Here is a 19,608-nt window from a genome sequence, read left to right on the forward strand (position 1 = left end):
TCGGTGTAGCGTCTATCCCTGCCGAACCGAGCCAGCGGCCCGCCACGGGGCAGGGAGTGATCAGCGAGTGCACGTCGTCATCATGGGCTGCGGCCGCGTCGGGTCGATGCTCGCCCGCGGTCTGGAGAAACGCGGCCACACGGTCGCGATCATCGACCAGTCGGCCGACGCGTTCCGCCGGCTGAGCCCCGCGTACACCGGGCGGACCATCGTCGGGATGGGTTTCGACCGCGAGGTGCTGATCGAGGCCGGGATCGAGGACGCCGAGGCGTTCGCGGCGGTCTCCAACGGCGACAACTCGAACATCCTGGCCGCCCGGGTGGCCCGCGAGACGTTCGGGATCAACAACGTGGTGGCCCGGATCTACGACCCGGGACGCGCCGAGGTGTACCAGCGGCTCGGTATCCCCACGGTCGGCACCGTCCGCTGGACCGTCGACCAGATGATGCGCCGGCTGCTCCCCGAGGGCTCCGAGCCGGAGTGGCGCGACCCGTCCGCCACCGTCCGGCTCGCCGAGGTGCATGTGCACGCGGACTGGATCGGCCGGCCCGCGTTCGACATCGAGAAGGCGACCGGCGCCCGGGTCGCGTTCCTGACCCGGCTCGGCGAGGGCGTCCTGCCCCGGGCCGACACGGTCATTCAAGAGGGTGACCTGGTCCACGTCGTGATGCTGGAGCGCGACGCCGCCGCGATCGAGGCCCAGCTCGGTACCAAACCTGAAGAGGCCTGAGGAGCTGTGATGCGGGTAGCCATCGCGGGAGCCGGCAACGTGGGTCGTTCGATCGCCGGCGAGCTGCTGGAGAACGGCCACGAGGTCCTGCTGATCGACAAGGACCCCCGGGCGATCAAGGCCGAGTCGGTGCCGCGCGCCGAGTGGCTGCTCGCCGACGCCTGCGAGCTGTCCTCACTCGAGGAGGCCGCGCTGCAGCGGTGCCAGGTCGCCATCGCCAGCACCGGTGACGACAAGGTCAACCTGGTCGTGTCCCTGCTCGCCAAGACCGAGTTCGGCGTACCCCGGACCGTTGCCCGGGTCAACCACCCGCGCAACGAGTGGATGTTCAACGAAGCCTGGGGCGTAGACGTCTCGGTGTCGACGCCGCGGATCATGTCCGCGCTGGTCGAGGAAGCGGTGTCGGTCGGCGACCTGGTCCGGCTTTTCACCTTCCGCCAGGGCGACGCGAACCTGGTCGAGCTGACGCTGCCCGAGGACTCCCCGATGATCGGTCTGCGGGTCGGCGACATCGACTGGCCGCTGGACACCGCCCTGGTCGTCATCCTCCGCGAGGGCCGCGTCCTCCGCCCGGACCCGGAAGGCACCCTCGAACTGAACGACGAGCTCCTCTTCGTCGCCGCCGACGAGACCGAGGAGCAGCTCGAGGACATGCTGTCTCCGCACCACCGTAAGTCGGAATAGCGTTCTTAGCGTGCCGGGGATCCAGCAGTTCCAGGTCAACCTGTTCTGCGACGACGTGGACGGGTGCCTCGCGTTCTACCAAGCCCTCGGGCTGACGGAGAAGTTCCGGGCACCCGCCTCTGGTCCCATCGCCCACGTGGAGGTCGAGGCGGCCGGGGTTCGGATCGGGTTGACGTCAGCGCGCGTCGCCAACGAACTCGTCGACCTCGGCGTAGAGCCGGCCGATCACCCCGCGACGGAGATCGTGTTCTGGTGCGACGACGTGGACGCCATGTACTACGCAGCCCTAGCTGCGGGCGCCACCGCCGTCGTCGCACCAACCGATTCCCCGGACAGCCGCTTGCACTACGCCTGGGTCCGCGACCCCGACGCCCACCAACTCAAGTTCGTCCAGAACCGCAGGTAGCCGGCTCAACGCCCCGGGGGCTGGGCCCTAGCGACCACTCACTGCAGACCAACGCGCCAGCCCCCACCGCCGACCGCCACCACCGAGAACGCGTACTCCGAGGCCCACCTACTCACAGGCACCTCCTGCGCCACCTCCTCGGCCGTGTCGAGTCCTCCCGCGCCGAGTCCTCCCGCGCCGAGTCCTCCCGCGTCGTGGGCGAGTGGCCGTTGGTGCGTGCCGGTGTGGTCGACAACGAACCGGAACCCGTGCGGGCTGACCCAGTCGACTGCTCCAGAGGGCAGGCGTCGGCTTCGCCACCCACCGAACGTCTTGGCACGGTGATGGATCCGGGTCAGCGGTATGAGGTTGTCCGTGCCGGTCTGCCCGGTTTGGCCTGCCTGTCTGGGTGGTCCGGTGCGGTCGTACGGCGTGATGTGGTCTTGATCCATCCGGTTGGTGGCCTCGGCCCCGCCGTACGGGAACATGTCGACCGGATGCCTCAGCCGCACCCGCTCACGAATCCGCTCCGGGATCTCGTAACCATGCACGCTGATCTGATCCTGCAGATCAATCACCGGCTTCACGACCACCTGGCCATGCCCCAGCAACTCACCCAACTGACTAGCCAGCAACGGTCCAAGCTCTTCGACCCGCAGCACACCGTCGCCGGTAGCCAGCGTCCGATCAGTCAGATGCACATACAACGTATGCCGCTCCCGCCGACTCCCCGCCCCAAGCCCGCTCTTGCAAGCATCCCGCTTAATCGCCGCAAGCCGCTCCGCCAGCGACCCCGCCAAAGCCAGCCGCGTGAACGCATCCCCACCATCCCCACCATCCCCGGCAACGCGATCCGCACCGTCGCCCCCACCGTCATAGGCAGCGTCATCCCAACCGTCGCGCGCGCTGTCGTAGGCACCGCTGTCCCAGCCGGACACCTGCTCCTCCGCCGCCTCATCAACCTCGAACGGCGCGGTGTCGTCAGCTGCCGGTACGTCCGGCTCAGCCTGAACCGTGTCGTCAGCTGCCGGCGTGTCCTGCTCAGCCTGGCCGGTGTCATCGGCCGCTGGCGAGTCGTGCTCGGCCTGGACGGTCCTGTCTTCTGCCTCCGCCCACTGAGGTGCAGCGTCAGCAGCCTCTGAGGTGACAGGCGTCCGGGTGTGCGGCGGCTGGGGGTCTGTTGGCTGGCGATCGACGGGCTGGGAGTCGGTGGACTGAGGGTCTGCTGGCTCGGTGCTGGCCTGCTCGCTGCTGGCCTGCTCGGGGTGGGTGGGTTGGGTGCGGGCGAGGTGGCGGGCTACTTCGAGGAGGTGGTGGGCGGCGGTGGGGTCGGCGATCCAGCCGAGGGCTTTGGCTCGGCGTTGGTTGAGGTCGTCGGGGTCGCCGAGGGTTTTCAGCGCGCGGGCGAGGTCGTCGATGGTGGCGTCGAAGCGGATCACGTCGCCGGCGGCGGCGCGGACCCAGATCTGCTTGGTGCCATGGTCGTCCGACGGGGCGACGAACACGCCGCGGGTGCGGGCGGCAGCTTCGGCCTGGGCTTTCGCGGCGTCGGGGTCGGCCTCCCAGACCGCCGCCTTGACAATCCGCTCCAGCGCGCCCGGCGTCACGGTGTTCACGATCCCGGCCACCCGCCGGTCCACGATCGCGGCCGCCTCCTGCGACAACCCTAAACAGGCGTGGGCGACCTTGCGGGCCCGCCACGGGACCGCGTTCCCGGCCAGCACTGCGGCCCAGATCCTGGGCAGCCGGTGTCGCAGCGCGAGCGCTTCACCGATCAGCGCCGCGGCGGCACCCGAGGACATACCCAGGACGGCGCCGAACTCGATCGGCGCGAACTCTGCCACCCCGGGGCAGCCGTCGCCGCCGTACACCCGGAGCTGTTCGTAGCCCGGCAGCCACTGGTAGCCCTCGACGACCGCGTGCCGGTCGGCGTAGGCCAGCGCGATCTCCAGGACGCGGACCGCGGCGCGGGTCTGGATCTGGTCGTACTCCGACGCCGCGGCCAGCAGGTCCGCGGTGTCGAGCGCCTCCAGATCTTCTTCGAACATGTGTTCTAGTTTATGTCACGATCGGATCTCGGTCAAATCGAGGCAAGCCCAGAGTCCCTTGTTTACAAGGGAATACTGTGCACGATGGCCGATGAGGTGTAACGGCGCAGGATGTCCAAAGCCGCTCGACCGGCCGGCTGAACCCGCCACGATGCCCGTCGACCGGGCCGCTAACCGGCGAGCGAACGCGAGACATCACTCGGTGCCCCAGCGGTCCGAACATCCGACGGGCCCCACGCCGCCGAAGGCGGTCGACAACACAACCGTCGGGCAGCGGTGCCCTCCCCCGTCACGCGGGACGGTGCTCCGCCAACAACAGCCCGGCCACACCACAGTCCGCGCGTCGCCGGAGACAGCCGCCGTGGAGCGGTGACCTATCGGGGCGGGGGTTATTTCTTGTTGCCGCGGAGGAGGTGGGTGATGCTGTCTCGGGCTTCGTCCCATTTTTCGGGGGGCATGGAGCCGCGGAGTACGGCGTACGCGAGCCAGATCGCAAGCGCATAGAACGGCAGGCCGAGGCCGATCTTGGCGATGCCGAGGGCGTTGAGGCTGCCGGTGAAGTAGAGGGGGACCTGGACGATCAGCCGGATCGCGAAGAGGCCTACGAAGACCAGCGTCGCGCGGGAGAAGCCTCGAAGGAGAACCGGATCGCGGCGCCAGGCGGTGCCGGTCTGGGTGATGACGCCGTACAGGACGCCGAACAGCGGCCAGCGGATCAGGACCGTGATCAGGTACAGGAGGCCGTAGCCGAGGTTGGTGAGCAGGCCGGGGACGTAGAAGTCCTTGGCGTTACCGGTGCGGTTCGCGACCCAGGCCGAGATCAGTACGCCGATGAAGCCGCCGAACACGTTCCGCAGCGGCTGCCGGCGGATGAGACGTACTACGGCGAGTACCGCGGCGAGTCCGACCGCGATGATGAGCGACAACTGCAGCTTGTGGTCGGTGACGGCGTACGCGACCAGGAACGCGATCCAGGGCAGCCCGATGTCGAGCAGTGCGCCCCATCCACCGAGCGCGTGGAAGAAGTCCTTGTCCGTCGACTTGGCCGGCTTCTGCGGCTCTTCCACCGTCGGCTCCGTGTGCGGCTCAGCCATGGGCTGCCTGGGGTCGCAGCTCGTAGCGCGGGTTGAACATCACCCGGTCGCCTTCCACGACGCCGATCCGCCCGGAGGCGATCAGCTCCGAGCCGGCGTGGATACCGCCGATCTTGCGGCGGCCGAGCCAGATCAGCTTCACCGTGCCGGTGCCGTCGTACAACTCACCCTCCAGTGCCGGTACGCCGCCGCGTGGGCTGAACGTGATGGTGCGCAGCGTGCCGTAGAGCGTGACGAGCTCCCGGTCGTGGCAGCCGGTGATGGACCGCGCGCCACAGTCCTGCGCGAAGTCCTTGAGGACCTCCGCGTCTTCCTCGTCGCGGTCCCCGGCCAGGCCGCGGAACGCACGCTTCCACAGCCCCGCGGGTTTGTTGCTGCCCATGGCGTCGAGTGTAGTCCGCTCAGGCCTCTTCGGGTTCATTCGGCTGGGCGCCCGGCGGCATCTGCAGCGGCAGCGACTCACGGACCGCCATCGGCTCGTTACCGCGGACCACGACGACGTTGCGCAGCGTCGCTTCCATCGGCTCGGCGGCGTCCTCCTCGACGGCGGCGCGGCCGAGGATGGTGCCTCGCAGCAGCCAGCGCGGACCGTCCACACCGATGACGCGGGAGGTCTGGCTGAAGACCTGTCCCTCCGGGTCCTCGACCGGGACGACCAGCACCAGTTCGGTGCCGAACGGTCCCTCGGACTCCGTCGCCGTACCACCCATCCGGGCGGCCTCGCCGGCGATCTCCTGGCGGACCTCGTCCCAGATGCCGCTGGTCTTCGGGGCCGCGAACGCCCGCAACTCCAGCGCGGAGTCGTCGAGCATCAGCAGCACCGCCTGCACCACGCCGCTGCCCTCGTCGACCTGCAGGCCCAGCTCCATACCGGGCATGCCGGTGACGACCAGCGCGCCCAGATCGATCCGGTCCTCCGCCTCCAGGTCGGCGGCGTCGACCTCGGTCGAGTCGAACGGGCCCTCGGCGCGGACGTCCGCCGTACCGGTCTCGTCGAGGGTCTCGCCCGTCTCGGGCTCGTCGTTCTTGCCCTTACGGCGGAAGATCACAGCTGTTGCCTACTTCCTTGGTCTTGGTGCCGGCGCTGATACAGCGCCGTAGTCTCGCGCATCCGGCAGGTCAACGGGTGCACCTGGTCAGCGTGTCACATCGCCGAAACCGCCGGTCGACCCATGCCCCTGGTCACCGCGTGCGGAACCGGGCAGCGAGGTCACTTCGACGAACCGGGCCTTCTCGACCTGCTGGATGATCAGCTGCGCGATCCGGTCGCCGCGCCGCACGGTCACCTCGGCGTGCGGGTCGAGGTTGATCAGGTTGATCTTGATCTCGCCGCGGTACCCGGCGTCGACGGTTCCGGGGGCGTTCACGATCGAGACGCCGTGCTTCGCGGCCAGCCCGGAGCGCGGGTGCACGAACGCGGCGTACCCGTTCTGCAGGGCGATCGCGATCCCGGTCCCGACCAGGCCGCGTTCGCCCGGTTTCAGGGTCAGGTCGGCGGCCGCCACCAGGTCCGCGCCGGCATCGCCGGGGTGCGCGTACGACGGGATCGGCAGGTCGGGGTCGAGTCGCTGGATCAGTACCTCGGTCACGAGAGGCGACCCTATCGAGCGGCGCCGACGGACCACATGCCAGGCTGGTCCTGTGGGCCTGGAGCAAAGTAGTTATCGGGAAAGTCTGCGGGTGCCGGTCTCGTGGTGGATCATCGCCGCCGCCCTCGTGGTCACGCTGTTCGGCATCGTCGCCGTACCGGTCGGGACGACGGCCGGCCTCGTGGTCGGCGGGCTGGCCGCGGTGCTGCTCCTGGCGCTCTTCTTGCGGTACGGCGGTGCGCGCGTCGAGGTCGACGATGCGCGCCTGCACGCCGGGCGGGCGGAGATCGACCGGACGTATCTGGGCACGGTCGAGGCGCTGACCGGTGATGACGCGCGGCACGCGTTCGGACGCGACTGCGACCCGCAGGCGTTCCTGGTACTGCGGAGCTACATCAGGGGGGCCGTGCGGGTGCAGATCACCGATCCGGCCGATCCCGCGCCGTACTGGGTGATCGCCACGCGGCACCCGGACCGATTGGCTGCCGCCCTGAGCGGGCACAGCGTGGGAAGATCCTGACTGTCAGCAGTCGTACGAGGAGGGTGTTGTGGTCGGAGCGAAGATCGGCTGGAAGCTGGTACAGGCCGCCTTCACGATCGTGGTGGGCCTGGCCGCGAGCAAGGCGGTCAGCACGGCCTGGAAGCTGGGGTCGGGCGGGAAGCCGCCGAAGAACGGCCAGGGCGGGTACGCCGAGGTCGCGGTGTGGGCCGCTGTGAGCGCTGGGGCTGCTGCCGCTGCGCGGCTGTTCGCGGAGCGCCGTGCGGCCGCTTACTGGCTCAAGTCCACCGGCTACGCGCCGCCCGGCTATGAGGCGGACGCCACCGCGCGACTGGTCAAGGGCACGGATACCGGGCTGACCAAGAAGGACTGAAAGACCAAGAACAAAAGAACCGCCTCGCTACGCTCGGCGGGTTGGTTTGCAGCACAGCGGGACCGTTCCACGATCGTGGAACGGTCCCGCTGGTGTTTGCAGACGAAGTAGGGCTTCCGCTCAGGCTGCGCAGTCGCGGCAGATCAGCTGCCCGTTCTTCGTTTCGGCGAGCTGGCTGCGGTGGTGAACCAGGAAGCAGCTCGAACAGGTGAACTCGTCGGCCTGACGCGGGAGGACCCGGACCGCGAGCTCCTCGTGGCTCAGGTCCGCGCCGGGCAGCTCGAAGCTCTCCGCGGCCTCGGCCTCGTCCTCGTCGACCTTGCCGGAGTTCTTGTCGTGACGGCGAGTCTTGAGCTCCTCGATCGACTCTTCGGAAGCGTCTTCGTCCGTCTTGCGCGGGGCGTCGTAATCAGTCGCCATGGTGTTTCCCTGCCCTCTTCGTACCCGTGGTGTTGCCTGCTGAGCCCTTGAACGGGTGGAGCGGCCGAGAAATTCCGCGTCGGAGCACCGCGCTGAACTTTCGTCCCCCGAAACCCTTGACAGCCAGGCCGGGATCGGCAAACACCGTTCCCGAGGACGGGATTGTGCCCTATAAAGGCCCGCAATGCACGACTGGGTCCATGCTGTGACCCGCGTGTCGCCACAAATGTCAGTACCGAACAGCAGAATGCTCGTTAGTGCGCACTACCGCGCAGAAACGAGCACTCACCGGCACTTACGCGCGCAACGGGTCCGCCGCGGCCAGCAGCGCATGGAACGGCTCGAACAGCGCCGGAGTGGCCGCGATCGACATCTCCGGTGACACCGGAGCGCCGTTCAGCCCGCCGATCCGGGCACCAGCCTCGGCCGCGATCAGGGCGCCCGCACCGTAGTCCCACGGATTCAGCCCGCGTTCGTACACCGCGTCCAGCCGGCCGCAGGCCACGTAGCACAGGTCGATCGCGCCGACCCCGATCCGGCGGATGTCTCGGACCTTGGTGATCAGGTGCTGGATCACCTCGGCCTGCACCTGGCGGCGCGCCGGGTCGTATCCGAACCCGGTCCCGACCAGTGCCTTGGCCAGGTCGGTCTCCCCCGACACCTGGATCGGCTTGCCGTCCGCGAACGCCCCGCCGCCCAGGGTCGCGGTGAACACCTCGCCCTTGGGCGCGTCGACCACCACACCGGCGACGGTCTCCCCGCCGTACTCCACCGCGATCGAGACGGCGTACGTCGGGAGGTCGTACAGGTAGTTGACCGTGCCGTCGATCGGGTCGACGACCCAGCGCACGCCGCTGGTGCCGATCACGTCGTCGCCCTCCTCGCCGAGGAACGAGTCGTCCGGCCGGGCGCGCAGGACCCGGGCCCGGATCAGCTCCTCGGACTCGCGGTCGACGGCCGTGACCACGTCGGTGACGGTGCTCTTGGTGTCGGCGACCGTGATCGTGCCGCGGCGGCGCTCGACGATCAGCTGCGCCGCCTCCTCCGCCACGTCGACCGCAAGCTTCAACAGCTCTTCAGGGGAGGTCATACGGCTTCCTTAGCTCGGGTGGGTCGGCGCAGCGGTGGGCAGCAGTCGTGACGGCAGTCGTCCCAGGCCGGGCCGAGCTTGCCGACGCACGGCCGGTCCGGCTGCTCCCCGCGCTCGGCCGCGGCCCGCTCGACCACGAGGTCGCGGAGCATGGTGACGAACTTCTCGTCCGTGCCCGGCGTCGCGGCGCGCGCCATCGGCAGCCGCAGCTTCTCGGCGGTCTCGGCGGCCTCGGTGTCGAGGTCGTAGATGACCTCCATGTGGTCGCTCACGAACCCGATCGGTACGACGGCCACACCGGGCGCCCCGTCGGCGGCCAGCGCCTCCAGGTGGTCGTTCACGTCCGGCTCGAGCCACGGCACCTGCGGCGGCCCGGACCGCGAGCAGTAGACGAGATCGGTACGCCGGGTCTGCCCCGTCCGGCGCTCGAGCTCCGCCGTGATCGACGCGGCGACGTCCAGGTGCCAGTCGACGTACCCGTTGCCGTCCGGGCCGCTGGTCGCGTTCATCGCGGTCGGGATCGAGTGCGTGACGTACGCGATCGCGGCGCCGTCCGGGAGCTTGCTCAGCGCGTCGGCCGTCGACTCCACGAACGACCCGACGAAGCCGGGGTGGTTCGCGTAGTGCCGGAGCTTGTCGATCCGCGGCGCGTCCGGGATCTCCCGGGCGGCGTCCTCGAGGTTCTCCCGGTACTGCCGGCAGCCGGAGTACGACGGGTACGCGGACGTGACGATCACGACGGCCCGGCGGACACCGTCAGCGGCCATCTCGCGCATCGTGTCGGTCAGGTACGGCGCCCAGTTGCGGTTGCCCCAGTAGATCGGCAGGTCCAGCCCGATCTCGTCGAACGACGCCCGCAGGGCCTTCAGCAGCGCCCGGTTCTGGTCGTTGATCGGGCTCCGGCCGCCGAACGAGTAGTAGTGCTCGCCGACCTCCTTCAACCGCTCGTCCGGGATCCCGCGGCCGCGCGTCACGTTCTGCAGGAACGGCAGCACGTCATCGGGCTTCTCGGGCCCGCCGAAGGAGAGCAACAACACAGCGTCGTAGGGAGGCGCAGCAGGCGACATATTCCAAGCTTCTCAGACGGCCGAACGCTAAGCTGCTCCCGGTCTCTCATGCTCAAGCCTTACTACCATCTCATGCGCCGCCGCGGTGCGGCCTCGTTCTTCGCTGCCGGGATTCTCGGGCGGATGCCGATCTCGATGATCGGCCTCGGCATCGTCATCCTGATCGCCCAGGAGAGCGGTTCGTACGGTCTCGCCGGCGCGGTCTCCGGTGTGGCCGTGATCGCCGGTGCGCTGACCGGTCCGGTCCAGGGCCGGCTGGTCGACCGGTTCGGTCAGCGCGGGCTGATCCTGATCGGCTCAGTGGCCTGCACGGTCGGTCTTGCGGCCCTGCTCGTCGCTGTGCGTGCTGACGCGCCCACGTGGGTCCTGTACCTGCTGTCGTTCATTGCCGGTGGCACCCGTCCTCAGGTCGGCTCGTTCGTCCGGGCGCGCTGGACGCACCTGCTGGGCCGTGGCCGAGCACTGCAGACGGCGTTCGCGCTGGAGGCAGTCGGCGACGAGGTGGTCTTCATCGTCGGTCCGGTGCTCGTCACCGCGCTGGCAACCCAGGCGAGTCCGTACGCCGCTCTGTCCGCGGCCGGCGTACTAGGACTGGCCGGTGGCATCTGGCTGGCGTTGCTGCGCGCATCCGACCCGCCAGGGCGTGGCAAGTCGGACGGCGCCGAGCAGGCACCACTCCCCTGGCTTTCGATCCTCTTGCTCAGTCTGATCGGTCTCGGCCTCGGTGCGACCCTTGGTGGCGCCGAGGTGATCACCGTGGCGTTCACCACCGAGAAGGGACAGGCAGGGCTGTCTGGCGTCGTACTGGCGGTGTGGGCGTTCGGGAGCCTGCTGGCCGGCCTCTGGTACGGCTCTGTGCACTGGCGGGCTCCGGTCGAGCGCCGGCTGCTGCTCGGCACCATCGCCCTCGCGATCACACTCGCACCGCTCCCCTGGGTCGACAGCATCTGGCTGCTCGGCGTCGTGCTCTTCTGCTGCGGTATGACGATCGCACCGACGATGGTCGCGGTCACCGCCTGTGTCGAGGAGTGGGTGCCGCCGGAGCGGCTGACCGAGGCGATCACCTGGACCGTCACGGGCATCCTGCTCGGCGTCGCACCGGGTAACGCGGCCGCCGGTCACGCGGTCGACGTCTGGGGCCCGTCCGACGCCTACTGGGTCCCCTTCGGCGTCGGCATCGCCTGCGCGATCGTCGCCGCGGCCTCCATCACCTTCGCCCGCCCGAAGGAACGGTTCGCTCACAACTAGGCTTGTATCTCCTGTTACGGGAGGTGTGAGGGTAGTGGGCATGGACCACTCGATCGGTGCGGTGGCGCGGCTCGCCGGGGTGTCGGTGAAGGCCGTGCGGCACTACTCCGACCTCGGGCTGCTGACGGCACGGCGTACCGCTGCCGGCCATCGACGGTACGACGACACTGCCGTCGTACGGCTGCGGTTGATCCGGACGTTGCGGGCGCTGGACCTCGATCTGCCGACGATCCACGCCGTACTGCGGGAGGAACGCTCGCTCGCCGAGGTCGCGGCGACCCACGCCGACGCGCTGGCGATCCAGATCCGCACGCTGCGCCGCCAGCACGCACTGCTCACGGTCCTCACCAACCATCCCGAACTGGAGGACCTACACCTGATGACCGAACACGCCGAACACGCAGAGCAGGACCGGCGCGCGCTGATCGACGAATTCCTCAGTACGACGCTCGGCGACGCCGACCCCGCGGTGCGTCAGAACCTGACGCCTGTGCTGCCCGAGGACGCCGACGCCGCGCAGCTCGCGGCGTGGGCCGAGTTGACCGCGTTGACGGCCTCGGAGGATTTCCGTGCGTCCGTACGTCGGCTTGCGGTCGGGTATCGGGCGCTGGCCGGAGACGACCCGCTCCGGGCGGACCCGGCGTACCGCAGCCGCCTGATCGAACTCCGGCGTACCGAGGCGGGACCGCAGTGGTACCGCTACCAGGAACTGGTTGCCGTGGTCAACGGATGGGCAGTGGTCCACCCGGAATCGGCGTAGCAGCCAGCCGTGCGCGCGGGTGACGTCGGCCTGCAGTGCGGCGCTTACAGAAACTGTCGGTGGCGACCAGCAGAATGCGGAATATGGGCAGCAGCAAGCCGCTTTCGGCCAAACAGGCAGCAGCACGGCTCAGCGTCGCCCTTAAGGATCTGCCAAGACGCGGTCCGTGGACGCGTCAGCAGGTGCGCGAACTGCGTGCAGAGCGGCCCGAATGGCTGACCCTTGCCCGGCGAGAGTACGCCCGCCGGAAGGACGAGGAAGCGGCGCGGCAACGGCAGGCTCTGGACGCTCGCAAGGCGGACTTCTCGTGTTTCTGCTGTAAGGCGAAGTTCGCTTTCACCATCAACTCCGGTGGCCTCTGCGAGGCGTGCAACGAGGGGGATTGCCCCGGCTGCGGGGAAGATGACGAGGACTGGTTGTATGGCTAGGTTCGAGATCCCCGAGGGCTGGAACGTGCAGGCGTTCCAGTTCGCCTTGGATTGCACCCCGGATCAGGCCGCGTGTCTACGGCGTCAGTTCGGCGGTCGCCGCAGGGCCCGGAACTGGGCGGTGGGTACGTTGATGGCCGACCTGGCGCGCTACCGCGAGACCGGTGAGGACACAGAGAAGCCGTCATTGGCTGGGTTGCGGAAACGGTGGAACCGGGTCAAGGACAGCGAGTGCATCGACACCGAGACCGGTCAGGTGTGGTGGCCCGAGATCTCCAAGGAGGCGTTCGCTGACGGCATCCGCGCGGCGGTGGATGCCTACTGGAACTGGCAGACCTCCCGAGCCGGGAAGAGAGCAGGTCGACGCGTCGGGTTCCCGCGATTCGCGAAGAAGGGCCGTGACCGAGACCGGGTCACCTTTACCACCGGCGCTATCCGAGTTGAGCCAGATCGGCGCCACGTCACGTTGCCGAGGATCGGCACCGTGCGGGTTCACGAGAACACGCGCCGCCTGGAACGTCTGATCGCCAAGGGAAAGGCACGGATACTCGCGGCGACGGTGTCCCGAAAAGGCACGCGCCTGGTGGTCTCGTTCCGGGTGCTGATCCAGCGGCCTCAACAACCCACGGTCAAGGACCTGGCTTCGCGGGTAGGTGTCGACGTTGGGGTGCGGGTCTTGGCCACTGTTGCCAACGGTCGCGGAGAGGTGATCGAACGTGTGTCGAACCCGCGGCCGTTGGAGGCTGCGTTGAAGGATCTGCGCCGCCTGGGCCGCGAGCGGTCGCGCCGGACACCGGGCTCGCGCGGCTACATCGAGACCCAAACCAGGATTACCCGGTTGCAGTGCCGGGTCGCGGACATTCGTGCCCGCCACATCCATCGCTTGACCACGAGGCTTGCCAAGACCCACGGCACCATCGTGGTCGAAGGACTGGATACGGCTGGGATGCTGCGGCAGAAGGGGCTGACGGGTGCCCGTGCCCGCAGGCGTGGTCTGTCGGACTCCGCCCTTGGTGAGCCTCGTCGCCAACTCGGTTACAAGACGGGCTGGTACGGCTCGAACCTCGTGATCGCGGATCGCTGGTTCCCGTCCTCCAAAACCTGCCACGCCTGCAGGCACGTCCAAGATGTCGGGTGGGCGGAGCACTGGACCTGCGGGCAGTGCCACGCCGACCATCAGCGAGACGAGAACGCAGCCATCAATCTCGCGCGCTACGAGACGCCCACCGCGGCTGATAGCGCCGTCGGCCCAGTCAGGGCCGCCGTCAAGCGTGGAGCCGACCGCAAGACCGAGCCTCGCTCGGCGGGTGGCAATGAAGCGCGGAAGGAACCCAAGCGCAAGGCTAGGGACCAACCCCGAGATGGGGCGCCGGTGGGATGAGCACCATCATCTTTTCCCCGGCGACGGTAGCGGCGCGTTCCACCCGCGCCGGATCGCGAGCAGCCGGATCGCGAAGCACACCACCGCGGCCGCGATCGGGACCCAGAGCGCGTGGTACTCCAAGGCCGATGCGATCACCACGATCGCGGCGCCGAGCAATGCGGGGGTGGCGTAGATCTCGGAGCGGAGTACGACCGGGACGCGGCCGCTGAGCACGTCCCGCAGTACTCCCCCACCGATCCCCGACAGCGTGCCCAGGAGCGCGGCCGAGATCGGCGACAGCCCGAACTCGATCGCCTTCAGGGCACCTGTCACGCAGAACAGAGCGAGCCCGGCCGCGTCGAAGATGTTCACCAGCCGCTCGACGCGGCCGATGCCCGGATGCAGGAAGAACGTCAGCAGACCGGCCGCGATAGGGACCGCCAGGTAGCGCCAGTCGCGCAACGCGGCCGGCGGGGTCTGGCCGATCAGCACGTCCCGGATGAACCCACCGCCGAGCCCGGTGACCAGCGCCAGCACCTGGATCCCGAACACGTCCAGCTTCTTCCGTACGCCGACCAGCGCACCGGTGATCCCGAACACGAAGATCCCGACCAGATCGAGCACCTGCAACACCACGGATCCACTCACAGCCCGACGCTATCGTTCTGGTCATGACCCGCGCCCCGGAAGTCGACTACTTCGCCACCTCGTCGCGACCCGGCTGGGAGTCGCTCCCACCGTCCCTGCACGAAGCGCTCGCCGTTGCCCTCGGCACTCAGGTCACCTCGGTCGCAACACCGGTCAGCACCGGCTTCACCGGAGGCTTCGCCGCACGGGCGGAGCTGGCGGACGGCCGCCGCGTGTTCATCAAGGCCGCACAGGAGGGTCTGCACGCCTACCAGGCGTACCAGCGTGAAGCTGAAGTTGTCCCACAGCTCCCGGAGGCAATCCGCGCACCAGCAATCATCACCACCGCCCACACGCCCCACCTGGACGTCACGTCCTACGGGAAGGACAGAGGGGAGGGCCCGACCGGCGGGCGGTGGTTTGCGGTTGTTTCTGAGTGGGTTGAGGGGCGGATGCCGGGTGCGCCCTGGACTGCTGAGGACTTCGGGGTGGTGACTGCCGCTTGTGAGGGTATGGCTGAGGTGCTACGGCCGAGTCCGTTGGATGGGTTGCGGCCGTTCGCGGAACTGGTCGGGGACGACATCGCCGTGCCTGCGCAGATTCTGGCGGGTGAGCGGGAGATGCCGGTCGGTCTGCAGGGCTGGCTGCCGCGGGTGCTGCCGGAGCTCGCGGAGCTGGTCGAGCTGGTGCCCGAAGCGCTCGCCGGCGACTCCGCCGCGCACTCCGACCTGCGCCCGGACAACATGCTGATCGACAACGCCGGCGTCTGCTGGACGATCGACTGGAACTGGCTGACCCTCGGCCCACGCTGGATCGACTGGGTCGGCCTGCTCCCGATCACGCAGCACCAAGGCATCGACACGTTCACGGCGATCGCGCGCAGTCCGCTGACCGCCGACGTACCGAAGGATCACCTCGACTGTCTCGTGGCCGTGGTCGCGGCGTACATGATGAAGAACACCGAGGCCCCGCCCCCACCCGGCTGCACCCCGGCGCTGCGCCAGCACCAGCGGCTGCACGCGTGGACATTCCTCGACTGGCTCGCCGTACGACGAGGCTGGCCTACCGTGGAGGTATGACGAAGGCTCCCACCAGCAGGTTCAAGGTCGAGGTGCTCGACGGCGACCGGACGTCGCGGCGCGAGGACGTCGTCAGCACCGAGGAGCCGCTGGAGCTGCGCCTCGAATGGCCGGGCCGGCCACCCGAGCCGCTGGTCGTCACGATGCGCACCCCCGGCTCCGACTTCGAACTGGCCGCGGGGTTCTGCCTCGGCGAGGGCTTTGCGGTACGCAACGACGCTATCCGGACCGTTGCCTACTGCACCGACGTCACCCTGACCCCCGAACAGCAGTTCAACACCGTCACGGTCACCTTCGACGGTCCCCCGGACCGCGAACCACCCCAGCGGTACGGCGTGACGTCGGCCGCCTGTGGTGTCTGCGGGCAACAGAGCCTCGACGAACTCGCCGAGCGCGAGTACGACCCGGTGGACCCGGTGGAGGCCCCGCTGGACGTCGTACGCCGCCTGCCTGATCTGCTCCGGGATGCGCAGCCGATGTTCAGCCGTACTGGCGGTCTGCATGCCGCGGGCCTGTTCACCGCCGACGGCCGCAAGGTCGTGGTGAAGGAGGACATCGGCCGCCACAACGCGGTCGACAAGGTCGTCGGCTGGACCCTACTCAACCAGCACAGCCGCAAGGGCCTGCTACTCGCCGTCAGCGGCCGCGCCGGCTACGAGATCGTCCAGAAAGCAGTCGCCGCCGGCCTCGGCATGATCGTCGCGGTCGGCGCCCCCTCCAGCCTCGCCGTCGACCTCGCCCGCCAGTTCAACATCACCCTGGCCGGCTTCACCCGAGGCGACCGCTGCGTCGTCTACTCCGCCCCAGAGCGGATCATCCGCGACATCTAAGGGGGTGTGCCTGATGTGCGATCCCCTTCCACTGCCACATCGTGGAGAGGTGGAAGGGAGGGAATCATGAAGCACCGCTACACCGCGATCGCGTTGCCGATCATCGTCTGCGGCGCGGCCGTGGCCGGCGCGACCAACGCGTCGGCGCGCGACATCGAGCCTGAGCGCGACGGCACTCCGCCTGTGGTCATCCCGGGTCCGGTCGTCGAGGTCCCGGTGGACGACTCCGTCGCCGAGGGGCTGCAGACGGCCGCGGGCGTGCTCGGAGGAGCCGGGCTGGCCATCGGAGGCCTGTGGATGTACCGCCGCCGCCAGCCGCTCGCGGCTCACTGACGCGAGGTGGTCCTGGCCATCAGCCTGGACCACCGAGCCGTTCTGCCAGTGCCGCCGCCTCGAACCGGGTCGCCGTACCGGTCTTCCGCAGGATGCTGGAGACATGGACGCTCACGGTCTTGTCGCTGATCACGAGGTCCTTCGCGATCTCGCCGTTCGAGCGACCGGTCACGAGGAACGCCAGGATCTCCCGCTCCCGCGGCGTCAACGCCGACAGGACCGTTTGTTCCTGATCGGGTACGACGATCTTCGCCGGCTCCCGCAACGTGATCCGCGCTCGCCGGGCCAATGACTCGATACTCCCCAGCAGCGGCTGCGCGCCCAGTTCGTCGGCGCAGCGCCGCGCGTCCCGGAGCACCCCGGCGACAATGACCGGCGGCTGACCCGCAGCGATCGCCGCCTCGGCGTACCGCCATTGACATACTGCCCGATGCCACGGCGCCTCGGCCGCAGCGCAGGCGTCGATCGCCTCCTCCCACCGGGCGGCCTGATCCGCGTCACCACGACAGCGGGCCACCTCGGCGTAGAACAATGCCCGCCACATCGAGTGCGCCGCGGACTCCGTCTGGTGACGCGTGAACGGCTTCCACGGCCAGCCGTCGAGGACGTCGTCCAAGCCCTTGACGGCCTGGGCAGCGCCACCCGGGTCGCCGGCGTCGCGCGCAGCTTGCGCGAGCTCCGCGGCCGCATTGGCATAGAGCGCCAGTCCGTCGTCGTCCTCCGGATCAGGCGCGGCATCGGTCCCGGTCAACCGGATGCGCAACCAGTCGACAGCCTCCTGAGGTTTCCCTTCGGCGAGCAGTACGTCGGCGCCTCCCGCGGCGAGGCTGTCGCGGATCCCGTCGAAGTCCTCGGCGATCAACTCCAATGCCCGATCGAGATGCTGCCTGCCTTCCACTGGCCGCCCGCGCCGCACCGCCAGTCGCGCTGCGGTGAGTCTGATCCCGGCGCCGGCGATGTTCGAGCACCGGACGGCGAGGCCGGCCCGCAGTATCTCGTCACACTCCCGCCACCGTCCCGCCTCCAGCAGGCCGCCTGCTCCCAGATAGGCGAGGAAGTACCCGAACAGGTCCCTCCCAGGCGCCACCACCTCGGCGTGGGCGCGCAGCGCCACATCGGTGGCTACCGCCCGCTGCCCGAGGCTCTTCAACGCGTGGACCTGCCACACCACGGCCATCAGCCACTCCACCATCGCGCCGATCGGGAGCGCCAACTGCTCGGCTTCCTGTCCGTCGGCCAGCGCCTGCTCGGGGGCGGTGACGGCCACCACGGTGCACCGATCGCCGAGCGCGGCCGCGAGCGCCCGATCGGAGCCGGCGGCGCGCGCGATCCGGACCGCTTCGTCCGCATGGACAATCGCGATGGGGAGATCGCGCTTGTGCTCCGCCCAGGCGAGAGCTCCGAGTACGCGGGCGTGCTCTGCGCTCTCGGGAAATCCGCTGGAGAGCTCGAACGCCTCCTGGATGTCCACCGCGACCGTGGCAATCGGTTCGGTCCGTAGCCAGCGCATCATGCTGCGGTCGACGAGGAGACCAGCCGCTACGAGCGGTTCGTGCGTTCGGCCGAGCACCTCACTGACCAGTTCGACGGCCTTGTCGATCCGGCCAACCCTCAAGCAGACGGCGGCCGCCCGGCGATGCAGGGCCGTGCGGTCTGCCGCAACACCGCGGAGCTCCGACGATGCCTGCTCCCACAGATCGCACATCCGCACCAACTGGATCGCCTGTTCCGCCGGCGCGCGCAGGTCCTCGGCATACTCGGCAGCCACTTGGGACCACCTGTACGCGTCATCGATCCGCCCGGCCCGCTGACTGTGTACGGCCAGATCTGCCGCTGCAGCGTCCGTCGATCGTGCTTCGAGTACGTCGACATAGCCGGCGTGGATCCGCGGACCTTCGCCATACGGCAAGCCGTCGTACAGAACCTCGGCGAGCAGCGGATGCCGGAACCAGCACGGGTCGGCGGGACCCGCCGCCAGCACGCCGCGCTGCTGCGCCTCAGTCACACAGCTCGGCAGCTCGGCCGACGGGACCCCATGACGCGAGGCGACGGCGGCGAGTACGTCGAGACTCGTCGGGCGACCACCGACGGCGAGCACGCGGACGAGTTGACGAGCCGGATCCGACAGCCGGTGCCAAGCGCCGAGCAGGGCATCGCGCAGCCCCTCGGGCACACTCGTCGGGAGGTCGGCTTCGGTACCGGACAGGTCTGCGACCAGCAGCTCGGTGAGGTACGGGTTGCCGCCCGACCGGGCCTGAACCTGGGCGACGAGGTCGACGTCCGGCGGCCGGCCGAGCAGGTCCGCCAGCTGCGCCCCGGTGTCGGCCGGACCGAGCCGTTCAAGGTGGATCTCCTCGAACGACGGCATCCGCCGCATGTCGGCGAGCCAGTTGTGCACTGGATGTCCCGCAACGCGATCCTCGTCGCGGCAGGTGCCGAGCACCGTCAGCCGTTGCCCCCGCAACCCGGTGATCAGGTACGCGAGCACGTCCAGCGAGGCCACGTCCGCCCAGTGCAGGTCGTCGACGACCACGACAACGCGATGCCGGTCGGCGATCCGGTTGATCACCAGATCGACCACGGGCACGAGCCGCCCGGGCAGAAAGCTGCGCGATCCACCCAGCCCAGGTAACAGGCTGCCCAGTTCGTCGGCATCCGCGAGTACGTCGGCCCGCTCGGCAGCGTCAGCGGATGCGAGCCAGTCCTGCAGTACGCCGATGATCGGCGCATACGGCACGGATGCCCCGCCGAAATGCACGCAAGAGCCCCACAGCACCAGGAGATCCGGATCACCGCACACCTCGCGCAGCAGCCGCGTCTTGCCGACCCCCGCCTCGCCGTGCAGGACCGCCGCCGCCGGATGCCCCTCCGCACCGCCGGCGAGTAGCTGCCTGAGCTGGTCCTGCTCGACGCCCCGCCCGACCAGCTGATGCTCAGGCCTCGCCCGGCCCCTCACTGCTC

22 protein-coding genes are annotated in these 19,608 nt (G+C 69.1%); 12 read left to right on the top strand and 10 right to left on the bottom strand.

The window, feature by feature from the left end; translation table 11 throughout:
* The first annotated feature begins 67 nt into the window (after positions 1-67).
* Genes E0H92_RS14705 through E0H92_RS14715 form a run of 3 tightly spaced genes read left to right on the top strand, consistent with a single transcriptional unit; the run spans position 68 to position 1,820 of the window.
* Positions 68-730, top strand: a complete 663-nt coding sequence (locus tag E0H92_RS14705) for a potassium channel family protein (RefSeq protein ID WP_131462068.1) — start codon at positions 68-70, stop codon at positions 728-730.
* A 9-nt stretch (positions 731-739) separates the two neighbouring features.
* The gene (locus E0H92_RS14710; RefSeq protein ID WP_131295591.1) at positions 740-1,414 is read left to right on the top strand and encodes a potassium channel family protein; all 675 of its coding nucleotides are present in this window, start codon (positions 740-742) and stop codon (positions 1,412-1,414) included.
* 10 nt (positions 1,415-1,424) lie between these two features.
* Positions 1,425-1,820, top strand: a complete 396-nt coding sequence (locus tag E0H92_RS14715) for a VOC family protein (protein WP_131496638.1) — start codon at positions 1,425-1,427, stop codon at positions 1,818-1,820.
* A 38-nt stretch (positions 1,821-1,858) separates the two neighbouring features.
* On the opposite strand, the gene E0H92_RS14720 is transcribed toward E0H92_RS14715, so the two are convergent.
* The 5 genes from E0H92_RS14720 to dut all read right to left on the bottom strand — a co-directional run bounded on the left by E0H92_RS14720 (position 1,859) and on the right by dut (position 6,530).
* The gene (locus E0H92_RS14720) at positions 1,859-3,847 is read right to left on the bottom strand and encodes an HNH endonuclease signature motif containing protein (protein ID WP_131496639.1); all 1,989 of its coding nucleotides are present in this window, start codon (positions 3,845-3,847) and stop codon (positions 1,859-1,861) included.
* Positions 3,848-4,236: 389 nt separating this feature from the next.
* Positions 4,237-4,914, bottom strand: coding sequence for a DUF3159 domain-containing protein (locus E0H92_RS14725; protein WP_165549794.1), 678 nt, complete (start codon positions 4,912-4,914; stop codon positions 4,237-4,239).
* Between the two features lie 19 nt (positions 4,915-4,933).
* Positions 4,934-5,323: an OB-fold nucleic acid binding domain-containing protein gene (locus E0H92_RS14730; RefSeq protein ID WP_131462072.1), complete on the bottom strand. Its 390-nt coding sequence runs from the start codon at positions 5,321-5,323 to the stop codon at positions 4,934-4,936.
* Between the two features lie 19 nt (positions 5,324-5,342).
* Positions 5,343-5,990: a DUF3710 domain-containing protein gene (locus tag E0H92_RS14735; protein WP_131296963.1), complete on the bottom strand. Its 648-nt coding sequence runs from the start codon at positions 5,988-5,990 to the stop codon at positions 5,343-5,345.
* Between the two features lie 87 nt (positions 5,991-6,077).
* Entirely contained in the window at positions 6,078-6,530 is a 453-nt protein-coding gene (gene dut / locus E0H92_RS14740; protein WP_131496640.1) for a dUTP diphosphatase, read from the bottom strand.
* Positions 6,531-6,582: 52 nt separating this feature from the next.
* Between dut and E0H92_RS14745 the strand changes: the two genes are divergently transcribed.
* Positions 6,583-7,050 (top strand): DUF3093 domain-containing protein, encoded by a 468-nt coding sequence (locus E0H92_RS14745; RefSeq protein WP_238173433.1) that lies wholly within the window; start codon positions 6,583-6,585, stop codon positions 7,048-7,050.
* Positions 7,051-7,078: 28 nt separating this feature from the next.
* Positions 7,079-7,402 (top strand): DUF4235 domain-containing protein, encoded by a 324-nt coding sequence (locus E0H92_RS14750; protein ID WP_131462074.1) that lies wholly within the window; start codon positions 7,079-7,081, stop codon positions 7,400-7,402.
* A 120-nt stretch (positions 7,403-7,522) separates the two neighbouring features.
* Here E0H92_RS14750 and E0H92_RS14755 read toward each other — a convergent pair whose 3' ends face one another.
* The 3 genes from E0H92_RS14755 to E0H92_RS14765 all read right to left on the bottom strand — a co-directional run bounded on the left by E0H92_RS14755 (position 7,523) and on the right by E0H92_RS14765 (position 9,979).
* Positions 7,523-7,822, bottom strand: a complete 300-nt coding sequence (locus E0H92_RS14755; protein WP_130379292.1) for a DUF4193 domain-containing protein — start codon at positions 7,820-7,822, stop codon at positions 7,523-7,525.
* A gap of 295 nt (positions 7,823-8,117) precedes the next feature.
* Positions 8,118-8,912, bottom strand: a complete 795-nt coding sequence (locus E0H92_RS14760; RefSeq protein ID WP_131462075.1) for an inositol monophosphatase family protein — start codon at positions 8,910-8,912, stop codon at positions 8,118-8,120.
* Complete coding sequence (locus E0H92_RS14765) at positions 8,909-9,979, bottom strand: ferrochelatase (RefSeq protein WP_131496641.1); 1,071 nt, start codon at positions 9,977-9,979, stop codon at positions 8,909-8,911. The genes E0H92_RS14760 and E0H92_RS14765 overlap by 4 nt, the downstream gene beginning before the upstream one ends.
* A gap of 72 nt (positions 9,980-10,051) precedes the next feature.
* Between E0H92_RS14765 and E0H92_RS14770 the strand changes: the two genes are divergently transcribed.
* The 4 genes from E0H92_RS14770 to tnpB all read left to right on the top strand — a co-directional run bounded on the left by E0H92_RS14770 (position 10,052) and on the right by tnpB (position 13,796).
* Entirely contained in the window at positions 10,052-11,227 is a 1,176-nt protein-coding gene (locus E0H92_RS14770; RefSeq protein ID WP_238173434.1) for an MFS transporter, read from the top strand.
* A 40-nt stretch (positions 11,228-11,267) separates the two neighbouring features.
* Positions 11,268-11,987, top strand: a complete 720-nt coding sequence (locus E0H92_RS14775; RefSeq protein ID WP_131496643.1) for a MerR family transcriptional regulator — start codon at positions 11,268-11,270, stop codon at positions 11,985-11,987.
* Between the two features lie 83 nt (positions 11,988-12,070).
* Entirely contained in the window at positions 12,071-12,415 is a 345-nt protein-coding gene (locus E0H92_RS14780; RefSeq protein ID WP_131296946.1) for a hypothetical protein, read from the top strand.
* On the top strand, positions 12,408-13,796 hold the full coding sequence (gene tnpB, locus E0H92_RS14785; protein WP_131496644.1) for an IS607 family element RNA-guided endonuclease TnpB: 1,389 nt from the start codon (positions 12,408-12,410) through the stop codon (positions 13,794-13,796). Before E0H92_RS14780 ends, tnpB begins: the two co-directional genes overlap by 8 nt.
* A gap of 6 nt (positions 13,797-13,802) precedes the next feature.
* On the opposite strand, the gene E0H92_RS14790 is transcribed toward tnpB, so the two are convergent.
* Positions 13,803-14,426, bottom strand: a complete 624-nt coding sequence (locus E0H92_RS14790) for a trimeric intracellular cation channel family protein (RefSeq protein ID WP_238173435.1) — start codon at positions 14,424-14,426, stop codon at positions 13,803-13,805.
* Between the two features lie 23 nt (positions 14,427-14,449).
* Here E0H92_RS14790 and E0H92_RS14795 point away from each other — a divergent pair, with 23 nt between their 5' ends.
* From E0H92_RS14795 to E0H92_RS14805, 3 genes are all read left to right on the top strand, one after another.
* Positions 14,450-15,484: a phosphotransferase family protein gene (locus E0H92_RS14795; RefSeq protein WP_131496645.1), complete on the top strand. Its 1,035-nt coding sequence runs from the start codon at positions 14,450-14,452 to the stop codon at positions 15,482-15,484.
* Complete coding sequence (gene fdhD / locus E0H92_RS14800) at positions 15,481-16,314, top strand: formate dehydrogenase accessory sulfurtransferase FdhD (RefSeq protein WP_131496646.1); 834 nt, start codon at positions 15,481-15,483, stop codon at positions 16,312-16,314. The genes E0H92_RS14795 and fdhD overlap by 4 nt, the downstream gene beginning before the upstream one ends.
* A gap of 66 nt (positions 16,315-16,380) precedes the next feature.
* A complete protein-coding gene (locus E0H92_RS14805) occupies positions 16,381-16,647 on the top strand; it encodes a hypothetical protein (RefSeq protein ID WP_131496647.1) in 267 nt (88 codons plus the stop codon).
* A gap of 19 nt (positions 16,648-16,666) precedes the next feature.
* Here E0H92_RS14805 and E0H92_RS14810 read toward each other — a convergent pair whose 3' ends face one another.
* Positions 16,667-19,603, bottom strand: coding sequence for a helix-turn-helix transcriptional regulator (locus E0H92_RS14810; RefSeq protein ID WP_165549795.1), 2,937 nt, complete (start codon positions 19,601-19,603; stop codon positions 16,667-16,669).
* Between the last annotated feature and the right edge of the window lie 5 nt (positions 19,604-19,608).

This window comes from Kribbella speibonae (assembly GCF_004331375.1).
In the GTDB taxonomy this organism is placed as follows: Bacteria; Actinomycetota; Actinomycetes; order Propionibacteriales; family Kribbellaceae; genus Kribbella; species Kribbella sindirgiensis.